This window comes from Saccharothrix isguenensis (assembly GCF_052936305.1).
In genome coordinates this window covers 2,697,516-2,709,863 of the sequence record NZ_CP193626.1, presented here as the reverse complement: position 1 = coordinate 2,709,863, position 12,348 = coordinate 2,697,516, and the positions used below count along the sequence as shown (strand labels likewise).

Annotated in this window: 13 protein-coding genes and 2 pseudogenes; 4 read left to right on the top strand and 11 right to left on the bottom strand. The window is 68.6% G+C overall.

Annotated elements, in window-relative coordinates:
• Window positions 1–700: 700 nt before the first annotated feature.
• Both ACRAKI_RS12900 and ACRAKI_RS12895 read left to right on the top strand, forming a co-directional pair.
• A pseudogene (locus ACRAKI_RS12900) lies at window positions 701–1,056 on the top strand (helix-turn-helix domain-containing protein); the annotation flags it as partial.
• An 88-nt stretch (window positions 1,057–1,144) separates the two neighbouring features.
• On the top strand, window positions 1,145–1,381 hold the full coding sequence (locus tag ACRAKI_RS12895; RefSeq protein ID WP_447008409.1) for an integrase core domain-containing protein: 237 nt from the start codon (window positions 1,145–1,147) through the stop codon (window positions 1,379–1,381).
• 83 nt (window positions 1,382–1,464) lie between these two features.
• On the opposite strand, the gene ACRAKI_RS12890 is transcribed toward ACRAKI_RS12895, so the two are convergent.
• From ACRAKI_RS12890 to ACRAKI_RS12880, 3 genes are all read right to left on the bottom strand, one after another.
• Window positions 1,465–1,680 (bottom strand): hypothetical protein, encoded by a 216-nt coding sequence (locus ACRAKI_RS12890; RefSeq protein WP_447007299.1) that lies wholly within the window; start codon window positions 1,678–1,680, stop codon window positions 1,465–1,467.
• Between the two features lie 346 nt (window positions 1,681–2,026).
• Window positions 2,027–2,248: a hypothetical protein gene (locus tag ACRAKI_RS12885; protein WP_447007298.1), complete on the bottom strand. Its 222-nt coding sequence runs from the start codon at window positions 2,246–2,248 to the stop codon at window positions 2,027–2,029.
• Window positions 2,249–2,481: 233 nt separating this feature from the next.
• On the bottom strand, window positions 2,482–2,901 hold the full coding sequence (locus tag ACRAKI_RS12880) for a hypothetical protein (RefSeq protein WP_447007297.1): 420 nt from the start codon (window positions 2,899–2,901) through the stop codon (window positions 2,482–2,484).
• 272 nt (window positions 2,902–3,173) lie between these two features.
• Here ACRAKI_RS12880 and ACRAKI_RS12875 point away from each other — a divergent pair.
• A pseudogene (locus tag ACRAKI_RS12875) lies at window positions 3,174–4,139 on the top strand (IS30 family transposase).
• Between the two features lie 73 nt (window positions 4,140–4,212).
• Here the strand turns inward: ACRAKI_RS12875 and ACRAKI_RS12870 are convergent.
• Window positions 4,213–4,611, bottom strand: a complete 399-nt coding sequence (locus tag ACRAKI_RS12870; RefSeq protein ID WP_447007296.1) for a hypothetical protein — start codon at window positions 4,609–4,611, stop codon at window positions 4,213–4,215.
• A gap of 184 nt (window positions 4,612–4,795) precedes the next feature.
• Between ACRAKI_RS12870 and ACRAKI_RS12865 the strand changes: the two genes are divergently transcribed.
• Window positions 4,796–5,116, top strand: a complete 321-nt coding sequence (locus tag ACRAKI_RS12865) for a DUF6247 family protein (protein ID WP_447007295.1) — start codon at window positions 4,796–4,798, stop codon at window positions 5,114–5,116.
• Between the two features lie 722 nt (window positions 5,117–5,838).
• Here the strand turns inward: ACRAKI_RS12865 and ACRAKI_RS12860 are convergent.
• The 7 genes from ACRAKI_RS12860 to ACRAKI_RS12830 form a co-directional block, all read right to left on the bottom strand.
• Window positions 5,839–6,030, bottom strand: a complete 192-nt coding sequence (locus ACRAKI_RS12860) for a hypothetical protein (protein ID WP_447007294.1) — start codon at window positions 6,028–6,030, stop codon at window positions 5,839–5,841.
• On the bottom strand, window positions 6,027–6,875 hold the full coding sequence (locus ACRAKI_RS12855; protein WP_447007293.1) for a TatD family hydrolase: 849 nt from the start codon (window positions 6,873–6,875) through the stop codon (window positions 6,027–6,029). Before ACRAKI_RS12855 ends, ACRAKI_RS12860 begins: the two co-directional genes overlap by 4 nt.
• The gene (locus ACRAKI_RS12850) at window positions 6,875–8,302 is read right to left on the bottom strand and encodes an EboA domain-containing protein (protein ID WP_447007292.1); all 1,428 of its coding nucleotides are present in this window, start codon (window positions 8,300–8,302) and stop codon (window positions 6,875–6,877) included. The genes ACRAKI_RS12855 and ACRAKI_RS12850 overlap by 1 nt, the downstream gene beginning before the upstream one ends.
• On the bottom strand, window positions 8,299–9,153 hold the full coding sequence (locus ACRAKI_RS12845; protein ID WP_447007291.1) for an SCO3242 family prenyltransferase: 855 nt from the start codon (window positions 9,151–9,153) through the stop codon (window positions 8,299–8,301). The genes ACRAKI_RS12850 and ACRAKI_RS12845 overlap by 4 nt, the downstream gene beginning before the upstream one ends.
• Window positions 9,150–10,298, bottom strand: a complete 1,149-nt coding sequence (locus ACRAKI_RS12840) for an inositol-3-phosphate synthase (protein WP_447007290.1) — start codon at window positions 10,296–10,298, stop codon at window positions 9,150–9,152. The genes ACRAKI_RS12845 and ACRAKI_RS12840 overlap by 4 nt, the downstream gene beginning before the upstream one ends.
• A 34-nt stretch (window positions 10,299–10,332) precedes the next feature.
• Window positions 10,333–11,241 (bottom strand): helix-turn-helix domain-containing protein, encoded by a 909-nt coding sequence (locus ACRAKI_RS12835; RefSeq protein WP_447007289.1) that lies wholly within the window; start codon window positions 11,239–11,241, stop codon window positions 10,333–10,335.
• A gap of 80 nt (window positions 11,242–11,321) precedes the next feature.
• Window positions 11,322–12,329, bottom strand: a complete 1,008-nt coding sequence (locus ACRAKI_RS12830) for a sugar phosphate isomerase/epimerase family protein (RefSeq protein WP_447007288.1) — start codon at window positions 12,327–12,329, stop codon at window positions 11,322–11,324.
• Between the last annotated feature and the right edge of the window lie 19 nt (window positions 12,330–12,348).

The window sequence follows — 12,348 nt, the reverse complement described above, 5'->3', positions numbered from 1 at the left end:
AGCCCTGGGGAGAGACGCTCAATGTCGGCCGGTCGGGGCGCGGACAGGGTCACCGGGCCTGCGCCGCAGCACATCGCAGCACCATGTGCTCCTCATCTCCGCCGGCTCGGCGTCCGGAGACCCGCCGAGGCTCTCCCGGATGTCCCCACACACGCTCGCGACACCCCACGCCCTCGTCGGCCCAATCGGTCCGCTGCCGCAGTCCGAGGCCGTGGGTCGCGATCGACTCTCCGTGGTGGTCGCCCTGCTGCCTGAAGATCGCCATTGCGCCCCGGTAGAACCGCTCCGCGTCACCGGCCCTGCCCAGGTCGCGGTACGCGAGACCCAGGTCCTCGTCGTCTCCCAGCACGAGCGGGGACGGCGTGTGGCTACCCGACGATCACCGAGTCGGCCTGACCGTCCTCCGCACCGCGAGCGAGGTTGTCTCCCCAGACCTCCCACGAACAAGTCGAGCAATTCGAGAACCGCGGCGTCGGCGTGAGCGAACTGGATGGCCGCCCGGTGATCATCAGCAACTGCCGTCTGGCCGCTGTGCGTCTGGCCGCCGGCTCTCTAGGGACTTTCGAAGTGGAATGAACGGCGGTGTGTACGCCGAAAGCAGTGAGCCCTTTCCAACCTGGTGGTGGCGGGCTGGAGGCATGGCGAAGCTCCTGGTAGATGACTTCTCGACCAAGAGCAAGGCCATCGCCAGGAGCTTCGAGTGCTTGTCTACTCATCCGCGATTGACCTGTCCGGTTCGCATCTCCGGTTCCTCGCCCGGGAACTGACCGCGCACCGACACCGGATCGGCAGCAGATGGCGACGCCTCGAACCCGGACGCCAAGCCCTGCTGGTCCTGGCACACCTACGGTGCGGCGATACCTACTCCCGTCTCGCCGCCGGGTTCGGCATCGGCCTGGCCACCGTCTGCCGCGACATCCACGAAGCGGTCGAACTCCTGGCGGCACTGGCACCCGACCTGTCCAACGCGGCGCGCATCGCCGCGCACAAGGCCACGTCATTCTCGACGGAACCCTGCTCCGGATCGACCGCATCGCCGCCGACCGGCCGTACTACTTCCGGTTTCTGATCCGAGACCGGCGGGCCAGTTCACCGGCTCATTCGACGCGGTCCTGCCCAACGCAGGCATCCAGGCCCCACCACGGTGTCCACGAGTCAACGACCACGCCGACGATTCGCCAGCACCTCCGACACAAAGCCACCGACCGACTACTCATCCCCCAATGGACACCACCTGCGGACGGTGCTGGACCGCTACGCGGCCCACTACAACCACCGCCGACCTCACCAAGCCCTACAACTCGCGCTACCCCGGCCAGACCAATCGATCACAGAGTCGGCTACACGTCGATACGCCCGCGACCAGTCCTCGGCGGCCTGATCAACGAGCACGAACCCACAGCAGCCTAACCGCAGGTCAGGCCGATTAGCCGACTTTGCACCCCACAAGCGACTCTATGCACCTCATATTTCTCTCGAGATTTGAACAGCAGCATCGTCCGCAACCTCGCTCCATACAACCAAACCTTCCGACTCGAACTCCTCCAAAAGTGCGCGCCGAATCTTATCAACCGGGCGGCCACTGTGAGCCCGTCGCACGTTCGCCACAGCTCGTTCAAATTTCTCCAGATAGTCCTGAACACCCGGCATGTCTTTGCCATACTCGGCCGGATCAACCACCTAGACATCACCACCAATCACTCTCCCGACACCCTATAGGGATCAGAAGGACGGCAGGACGATCACCAGAGGCTCTGCCGCGACCTCCGCCGAACGATGCCGCAGCACTGAGGGGATCCGAGTCACCAGGGCTCACCTGGTAAGTAAACAGGTTTCCCGGCTGCCCGAGGGGTCCGAGCCGAGAGCTAGCCCGAGCCGCATCTATGCTCAACCCGTTGGCTTCTTTCTATGTTGACGGCATGGTGAAATCGTCCCATGCACAAAATCTATCGTGTGTCGACCGCAGCAGGCGTCGAACGCCATGCGTGAATCAAGTAGCGCTGACCCGCCGGAGGTCCGCAGCCAGTTACCGCTTTCCGGCGTCGGTCACCTCGACCCACCAACCTGATCCACTGCGGTGAGCACGTTGCTTGGGCGCGATGAAGGATCGGGCGACCCAGCTGTCGTTCTCGGATCCGGTGCAGGCGATCAGTCCGGCGCCCTCGATGCCGTGCGCACTGCGGTCCGTGAGGAAGTCCTCCACCTCCGCCAGCAATGCCGGTGGTAGCGCAACGCGGTTGGAGATCATGGTCGTCCCGCCTTCCGCAACGCGTGTCCAGCAGCTCGGCGCGGCGCAGCGTGTTTCGGACGGTGTCCCACTGTTCCTCGAGGTGACTCGGATGGACGTAGTACTCGGCGCAGCCCTGGATGCGCACGAAGGGCAGGCCGTCACCGGAGGCACGGAATGGCCCAAACCGCTCGGCCAGCGCTCCAACGCAGCCGCCATGCCGTCTCAAGTCCAGAAACGGGGCCCTTCGGGATCTACAGCCGCCGGTTCAAATAAGAAGCTTCAAGTTTCACCAAGGCGTGATTTGCGGTAGTGACACGCGTGGACGCCCGAAAAACCCACCTTGAACTGTCAAACGCCTGGATGACGAACGCACAGTGACCGAAGTTGTCCACATCCAGTTCATCCACAATCAGACTGTCCGGATTTTCGGCAGAAACGATCGTGCAATCCACCACCTGATGCAGCCCCAACGCAAACGCGTGCAGTTCCCTCCAAGAAAGCCGATAACCCCCCAACGTTGAGCGCACCAGCTCCTCGAACGCGGGCATCGCCATTCCATGGGGGGCATCACCGACCCCGGAGAAGTCGAGAATCGACCATGTCCACTTATTCGACGGGACATGTGCGACAACTTCCCCGAAAGAAAGTTCCTCATCGTAGTCGTTGAACATACGCAGCGATAGTTCACGCATCATGGATACTCCAGCGGCTCGACTCCACCACGCTTGGGGTCCCACCTGTGGGATTGTAGATATATCGGTGCTCATGCGGATTATCATGATTTTCGGGCCGGCCATGATCGGTGAAGTCGATGTCACGTACCGGTCTTCCCTCCCCGTCAAACTCGCGTGCTTAAGGATACTGCCCCTTCCTTGGCAGGTTCAGACGGTCGTAGCATCTGGTCGTGGTGTTCGGTGGGGAAGGATTGCCCACCGTGCGCCGGATGTTGACCTTGGTCGATCGGGAGGAGATCTCCCGTGGGATGGCCGAGTCGTTGTGGTACAAGGAGATCGCTGCCCGGATCGGGCGTGATGCCTCGACGTGTCCCGCGAGGTGAACCGTCACGGCGGCAGGGACGGATACCGGGCGGTCACCGCCGACGGGGCCGCGGGGACGGCCCGGTCAAGGCCGAAGCCACTCGCGGTGGACCGGAACCCGGTTCTGAGATCGCGGGTGGCCGGACTGCTACGGGCGGGCTGGTCACCGGCGTCGATCGCGGGCCGGTTGGCACGCGACCACGACGGCGAGGACGCTGTGCGAGTGAGCCACGAGGCCGTCTACCAGTGGGTCTACGCCCAACCTGTCGCCACGCTGAACCGGGAACTGATCGCGCTGCGGACCGGCCGCACCGGTCGTCGGGGACCGCGCCCGGCACCCGCGCCACGCATCCGTGAACCCCGCTACCGACGAACGCCCCGCCGAAGCCGAAGGCCGGGCGGTCGCGGGACACTGGGAGGGGGACCTCGTCATCGGCAAGGGCGGCCGCAGCGCGGTGGCCACGCTGGTCGAGCGCACCAGCCGCTTCCTGCTCCTGGTCCCGCTGCGCGGACGCGACTCGCTCACCGTCACCGACGCGATCATCGCCGCCGTCGGTGACCTCCCGGCATCGGTCAAACGCTCCCTGACCTGGGACTGCGGCTCCGGGATGGCCCTGCACAAGCAGGTGACCGCCCCCGGGCTGCCGGTGTTCTTCGCACACCCGCACTCACCGTGGGAACGCGGCAGCAACGAGAACCTCAACCGCATCGTCCGGGAGTTCCTGCCCAAGGGCGTCGACATCCCGTCCGACCCGCGTTACCTCGCCGCCATCGCCGCCGAAATCAACGACCGCCCCCGTAAGATCCACGACTGGAGAAAGCCCAGCGAGGTATTCACCGAACTCCTCGAAGCAGATGCTTCCACCGCCTGAAATCGCCTGGCTCTGCCTTGACAATGCGCACGTGACGCACCTTTCCTGACCTGCCCGCAGTGCGTCTCGCACGCTATTCACTGAATCGACGTTGAATCGCCGCCAGGCGCTCTCGGGCAACGAGCCGGTCGCCATCCCTTAGTTGCGAAAGAGCACCTTTGCTCCGATCCTCCGAAAGGGATACGGAAGTCGCATACCACTGAAGCTCAACCTCTTGGGAGAAGAAACTAGCGTCGGAAATATTTCGATCCAACTGCCCCATTGCCGTCAAACATGCATGTGCACATTTGAGCGCATACTCGACATCGACAGTAAAGCGACAGAGCGCCGCATACCGCAGCACAAGCACCACATAGAAGGAATACATGCGTGACACGTCGACCATCTCTTCGTCGGACGGTTGAAGCTCCTGATAATCTTCGAGAAACGTCGCATACCCACGAAAAGGCGCCTTTGGGATCTCCGGATCCACAAGTCTGCCTCATCAACGAGTACGAACCCACAGCCGCCTAACCGCAGGTCAAGCCATGTGGCTGACTTTTGGAACCCCACACGGGAGCGAGGGTCATGCTCGCCGGACCGGCGGGCATGACGACACGCACTATTGTGTCGTTGTCGCCGGGCCACCGTCGACGCCGACCCGCTATCGTGTCGGTGTGACCGCAGCAGCCGCGCACCCGCCATCGCCGGAGGTCGAGAAGACCCCCGAGGCGATCCGCGCCGCACTGTTGCCCGAGGAACGCGACGCCTTCGACGCCGACTGCCGCCACGCCCTGGGCAAGGCCGCGGCCGAGTCCAGCCTGGAACCGGTCCGCAGCGTGATCGAGCAGTGGTGGCGCATCGCCACCCTCACCCGGCACGACCCCGCCGCCCACCGGCGGATGCTCAGGCGCATCGACCAGACCCAGAGCACCGGCCAGATACCAGGGCGGCTGCGCACCTGGGACGAACTGCAGACGGAGCGCGGCGGCCGATAGGTGACCTACCAGATCCAACTCCCCGACGAGGTCTGGGACCAGATCCACGCACTGCCGGCGGAGGCCGACGAACCGCTGTCCGAGGCCATGACCCTGCTGGCCCACGAACCAGGTACGGCGAGCCCTACCACCGCGCCAACCCCCACGGCGCCCTGCGCCAACTCGTCTACGGGTACGGCAACGGCCTTATCGTCTACCTCATCCTCGAACAACAGAAACGCATCGTCGTCGAACGCGTCCTCTGGCTCGAAGACCTCGGCTGACCACCACGCCACAAGAGATTCACGATCGCGCTCCCAGTGCCTGGCGACAACAGCGCGGTTCAATTAAGACTGAAACTACAGAGGCGACTCACACCGAGCTGTGCTGTACCGCTCGACAAGTCATCGGGCTGCCGTCGACACGCCGCCGACCAGTCCTCGACGGCCTGATCGACGAGTACAAACCCGCAGCCGAGTAACCGCAGGTCAAGTCATGTTGCCGACTTCTGGCACCCCACAGGCCAAAGCCATCCACGTCCTCCAGAACTATGAGACCACCGCAGGATGAAAAAGGCTGTGAGACTTGGCAGTGGCTGGCCTGGGGCTGGCCGGCAGGGTTGGTGTCGTGACCTTCGGTTCGGGCGTGGCTCGTGGAAAGGGTGGCCCGCACGGTGCCTTGAGTGAGATCTGCCCGTCCGAGCCGGGGACGCGACGCCGGCCCTGCCGCTCTCGATGGCCTGATCAGAAGCCTGTCCGACCCGTTGCCGCAGGTCGTGCCCCGTCACAGTACTGCCGAGAGAGCATCTTCCTTACCCGGGCCGGCGTGTCCACGCCGAGGTCGTCCCGCACCCGCACGGCGTAGTGGTCCAGCTGCTCCACGACGCCGGGCAGGTCCTCGGCCGCGTGCACGTTGGTGCAGTACGCCGGGATCACGACCCACCGCGCAGGATCGAGTTGCCCGCGAACGTGCCGTGCACTTCGGCGTCGTCCATCTCGAGGCGCCCGCTCTGCCCGTAGAACGCGATGGGGTTGAGCCAGAGCACCTTGTCCACATCGGACTCGTTGAAGCCGGCGGCGAGCATGGCACGTCCAGTGCGCTGGGTCTTGAGCGGATCGGACCGGCCCCAGTCGGCCGCGGAGTTCACCAGCACGCGGTCGGTGCCGTACTCGCGCAGGATCGCGACCATGCGGCGCTCGTCCATCTTGGTGTCCGGGTAGATGGAGAAGCCCATCCAGCACCCCGAATCGGCCACGGCACTCACCGTGGTCTCGTTCAGGTGGTCGATGACCACCCGCTCGGGCGGCAAGCCGGACTCCCGGATCACGTCGAGCGTCCGCCGCGTCCCGGTGAGCTTGTCCCGGTGGGGAGTGTGCACCAGGGCGGGCAGCCCGTAGCGGACGGCCAGTTCCAGCTGCCGCGCGAACGCCTCGTCCTCCTCCGGCGTCATCGAGTCGTACCCGACCTCGCCGACCGCGACCACGCCGTCCTTGGCCAGGTAGCGCGGCAGCACGTCGAGGACGCCGGCGCAGCGCGGATCGTTGGCCTCCTTGGGGTTCAACGCCATCGCGCAGTAGTGGCGGATGCCGAACTGCGCCGCGCGGAACCTCTCCCAGCCGATCAGCGAGTCGAAGTAGTCGGTGAACGACCCGACGTTCGTGCGCGGTTGACCCAACCAGAACGCGGGCTCGACCACCGCCCGCACACCAGCCGCGTACATCTCCTCGTAGTCGTCGGTGGTGCGGGAAGTCATGTGGATGTGCGGGTCGAAGATGCGCATCAGGGTTCGCTCCTCAGCAAGTCGAGCGCGTCATCGGGCACGGCACGCCCCGCGGCACGGCGTTCGTCGGCGAACGCGCCGACCATTCGTCGCAACTCCTCGTCAACGCGCCGGTCCAGCCCCGCCACGACGGTCAGCGGGACACCCGTGAACAGGCACTTGAGCACGCCGTGCCGCCAGGCGTGGGCGTCGAGGTGGTCCGCGGCGAACGGCCCGAGCGCCGCCGCGACCAGCCTGGTGTCGTTGCTGCGCAAAGCGTCCTTGACCAGCTCGACCCCGGCCGCCGGCACCTCGTCCCCGACCGAGGCGAGCGCGCGCAGCACGCCACGTCGTTCGGCGTCGTCACCGCAGTGGTACAGCTCGACCAGCACCGTGGCCAACTCCTCCGGCCCGGTCGCCGACGCGTAGGCGGCCACCAGCCTGGCTCGGGCCAGGTCGTCGGCGGTCCCGTGGACCACGCCCAGCGGATCGGTCGCGGCACGCAGCGGCGTGCGGCCCACCATTCGCCCCGCCACGGGGAAGAACGCCCGGATCGCGCCCGGTTCCGAACGCACGGTCCGCTCCGCCTCCACGAGCCACGGGTGGCCCGCCACCGGTCTTGGCATTGCCGCGCGCAGCGCGCTCATGGCCTCGCGGGCCACCTCCGGCGCGGCGTGGCTGTGCCGGGGTAGCTCCACCGCGGCTATCCCCCGATACCCGATCTCCTCCAGCGCGACGAGAGTGGCCGGCAGGTCCAACGCGCCCTCACCGAACTCCAGGTGCTCGTGCAGGCCGGGCACCATGTCGTCCAACTGCACGTTGACCAGCAGGTCCCCGGCGCGGTGGATGCAGGCCGGGGCCGTGTCGCGCTCCACGGCGACGCAGTGGCCGACGTCGAGCGTGACGCCCAAGGCCTCCGGCGAGCCGAGGTCGGTGCGCAGCCGCAGGGCGTCGTCTAGGCGTTCGACGAGGTGCCCGGGTTCCGGCTCCAGGCCGAGGCGGACCCCGAACCGGGCCGCGCCGTCGAGCACTTCGGCCACCCCCGATCGGAGCCTCGCCCACGCCTGGTCGGGGTCGGTGTCCGCGGGCACGACCCCGGACCAGAACGACACGCAGTCGGCGCCGAGCGCGGCGGCGATCTCCGCGGCGCGCACCAGGAAGTTCGCCCTGACCTCCCACTCGCGGTCGACCAGGGTGGGGTGGTGCTTGCGGTGCGGGTCGAGCAGGTACCGCGCACCGGTCTCGACCACCACCCGCAGTCCCAGGGCCGACAACCGTGCCGCCACGCGGTCGGTGCGCCGGCCGAGCCCGGGGGCGAACGGGTCGAGGTGGTGGTGGTCGAGGGTCAGCGCCACGCCGGTGTAACCGAGGTCGGCGATCACCGCGAGCGCGTCGTCCAGCCGGTGGTTGGCGAAGCCGTTCGTGCCGTACCCCAGCTCGAAGGTCATGCGGGCGTCACCTTCCTGCTCAGCGCGCGGACGAGGGGGAGGACGAGTGCGAGGCCGGCCGCGACGGCCGTTGACCCGGCTCCTGCCACCAGGGCGCACTGCAACGGCACCATGCCGTGGACGCCCGCTTTCGTGGCGGACCGGACCGTGCCCGCGCCGGGGTCTCGCACCACTCGGAGTTGGGCTCGACCGACCGTCGTGGCGTAGGCGACCGCCCCGGCGAGGGCGCCAGTCCGGTGCCGCCGGGTCCGCGTCGGGAGGACGACCGGTGTCGCCGCGGTCACCGCGGTGGCGCCGAGTACCGCGCGCGCGACGGCGGGTGACGCACCGCGGACCTCGCCGTGCGCGAGCACCGTCACGCCCAGCGTGTGAGCGGCCATGACGGCTGCCCCGGGCAGTGCAGCCGCGGCGCGTCCGCGTCCCGAGCCCAGGAGCACGTCGAGTGCGCGGCACGCGGCCATCGCCAGAGGCCCGGCCTGGGTGTCCTTGAGGACCGTGTCGTAGGACCACACCGCCGCCGTGAGCGGCACCGCAACGGCCAAGGCGTCCCGTCCGCCCGCCACCGCAGCGAGCCCGAGCCCGGCCGCGCTGAGGGCGACGGCGGTTCCCAGCGCGGCGCGGGGGCTCACCCGGCCCGATGGGACCGGGCGCTCCGGGCGCTCGACGGCGTCCAGCGCGCGGTCGGCCCAGTCGTTGAGCGCCATGCCGGACCAGTACAGCGCGACCGAGGACAGCGGCAGCAGCAAACGCCTGCCCCGCAGCGGCACACCGGCCGCCGCCGCGCCGACGAGCGTGTCACCGAGCACGGTCAGCGCGGCGGGCGCCCGGACGAGTTCCGCGTAGGCCCTCACCCCAGGTCCCTCGCCCAGCGGTGCAGGTCACGGGTCTGCTCGGCGAACCGGTGCTCGTCGCTGCCGACCGGGTCCTTGAAGAAGAACGCGAGCGCGCCTTGCGCGCCGACCCGGCCGGCGGCGTGCGCGGCCGCCACCAGCCGGGCCAGGTCGAGCACGAGCGGGGCGGCCAGGGCCGAGTCCAGGCCGGTCCACGTGAGTTGCAGGGACATCCGCGCGCCCAGGAACCCCTCGAACGACACGTGGTCCCACGCCGTCTTCCACTCGCCCAGGTCGGGGACGTTGTCGATGTGCAGCGGCGCGGTGACACCGTCACCGAGCAGTGCGGCCAGACCCCTCGCCTTCGACACCAGCTTGCTGTCCGCGTGCGCCGGGTCCTCCAACGTCGCGCCGTCACCGCCGCCCAGCAGGTTCGTGCCCGACCACGACAGGACCCGCAGTCCCCGCGCCACGAACATCGGCGCGAGCACCGTCCGCAGCAACGTCTCCCCCGTCTTGCCGTCCCGGCCCGCGTAGGGCAGACCCATCCGGTGGGCGAGCTGGTCCAAGGCGGGAAGTACCACACCGGTGGACGGCGTGAAGTCCACGAACGGACACCCGGCGCTCAGCGCCGCGAACGCGGCCACCGAGCTGGGCGGCAGCACGATCCGGGCGGGATCGCGCAGCGCCTGCTCCAGCGCGTCGAGGTCGTCGTGCTCGGGCAGGGCCCGCAGCGGTGGTTCGGTGGAGGCGACGTTGACCACGACGACCTGGGCCAGGCCGTACCGCTCCCGGAAGTCGGTGATGTCGGCCGCCAACCGCTCGATCGCCTCGGCCTGACTGCCCCGGTGCGTCAGCGGGTCGTAGCCCGGCCGGACCTCTGCGTCCACGGCGTTCAGCCCGTCCGCGATCGCCGACGGCAGGTGGTGCGGCAGCACGCCCGATCCGGCCAGTGCCTCGGCCCGCTTGACCAGTGGCGTGTCCACCACGTCGTGCCCACCGACGACCAGCGAGTCCCACGGCGGCAGGTCCGCCTCGAGCAGTTCGGTGACGCAGCCGACCGGCGGTGCGAGCCCTTCGCGCACCGCAACCAATCCGCTGATCGCCGTGGTGGCGACCGAGCCACGCGCGCCGATCAACCACAGCCCGGTCCTTCGTCGCACCACGGCGTCTCCTCTTCTGGTCGATGGTGGGTCCTGGTCAGGACGCGTCCTGGACGGCACGGGCGCTCGAAGGCGGTGGCTCGGCGTAGGCCCGCAGCAGGGAGTCGGCCTCCAGCCGGTACAGCGCCTCCAAGCGGCGGCGGGAGTAAGGGCCAGGGTGTTGCCTGCCGTGTTCCCAACCCCGCACCGAGTCGGTGCTGGTGGCGCACCGCTGCGCCACTTGCGCCTGGGTCAGGCCGTTCCACTGCCGCAGCAGGCGCAGCACCTCCGACAAGTCGCCCTGCCGCCACGTCTCCGGCGAGAGGAACCCGGGTTTGCCCGCCCTGGCCGCTGTCGCCAGCGCGGACACCGACACCTCGTACAAGGCGGCCAACTGCCGGATGGCGGGCCAGGGGGGCACCGCCTCGCCCCGCTCCCAGCCGCGCAACGTGGTGCGCGAGACGCCGAGCAAATCCGCGACCTTGGCCTGCGAGCAACCGGCCCGCGCGCGCAGCCGGGCCAGGTCGCCGCTCAGCCGCACCACGGGCCGCGCGCCGCGTGGCGAGCCGCGCAACGTCCTGGCCAGGCCGTCGGGATTCGTGCCGAGGCACTCGGCGAGAGGGGCGAGCAGCCGTGCCGGCAGCCTGCTGCCGCCCCTCTCCCAGTTGTAGACCATCCTGACCGTGACGCCCAGGGCGTCCGCGATGTGCCTGGCGGGCACACCACGGTCCCCGCGGAGTGCCCGCAGCCCACGTCCGGGCAGGGTGTCGTCGATGGACGGGTGTTCCGGTCCTTCGGCGAAGAACGCGGTCACCCGATCCCGGTCCAGGCGGAGGACTTCCGCGAGCGCGGACGCCAGCACCGGGGCGGGTGTGCGCTGCCGGCGCTCCCAGCGCAACAGGCACGCCGGCGTGACCCCGATCCTCTCCGCCACCTCGCGCGACGTGAGGCCGAGGTGCAGCCGCACGGATCGCAACGAGGACGCGGTCGGCGCACCGATCTCCCTCGGAAGGTGCTCCCCGGAAACGGACACCATCGCCGCCGCCGTCAGTCGCCGCTGGAGAAGGCCGCGTCGAAGGAAGCCGCGGGCGCGTCGAAGGCGTGCTTGCGCACGAACTCGAGCGCTTCGGGGGCGCCGAGCAGCCGGTCCATGCCGGCGTCTTCCCACTCGACGCTGATGGGTCCGTCGTAGCCGATGCTGTTGAGCATCCGGAAGGACCGCTCCCACGGCACGTCGCCGCGTCCGGTGGAGACGAAGTCCCAGCCGCGGCGGGGGTCGGCCCACGGCAGGTGGGAGCCGAGGCGGCCGTTGCGTCCGTCGCCGACCTGGCGGCGGGCGTCCTTGCAGTCGACGTGGTAGATGCGGTCGCGGAAGTCCCACAGGAAGCCGACCGGGTCGAGGTCCTGCCACACGAAGTGCGACGGGTCCCAGTTGAGGCCGAACGCGGGACGGTGCCCGATCGCCTCCAGCGCCCGGACGGTGGTCCAGTAGTCGTAGGCGATCTCGGACGGGTGCACCTCGTGCGCGAAGCGGACGCCGACCTCGTCGAACACGTCGAGGATCGGGTTCCAGCGGGCCGCGAAGTCCTCGTACCCGGCGTCGATCATCGAAGCCGGCACGGGCGGGAACATCGCCACCGTCTTCCAGATCGACGAGCCGGTGAAGCCGACGACGGTGCCCGCGCCGAGCTTGGCGGCGGCCCGCGCGGTCACCTTCATCTCCTCGGCCGCGCGTTGCCGCACGCCCTCCGGGTCGCCGTCGCCCCAGATGCGGGAGGACAGGATGCCCTTGTGCCGCTCGTCGATCGGGTCGTCGCACACGGCCTGGCCGGTGAGGTGGTTGGAGATCGTCCACACCTTCAGGTCGTGCTTCGCGAGGATGGACAGTCGATCGGCGACGTAGTCGTCGTCCTCGGCGGCTCGCCACGGGTCGAGGTGGTCGCCCCAGCAGGCGATCTCCAAGCCGTCGTAGCCCCACTCGCCCGCCAGGCGGGCGACTTCCTCGAACGGCAGGTCGGCCCACTGGCCGGTGAACAGCGTGATCGGACGTGCCATTGGTCTCTCCCAGTGCCGA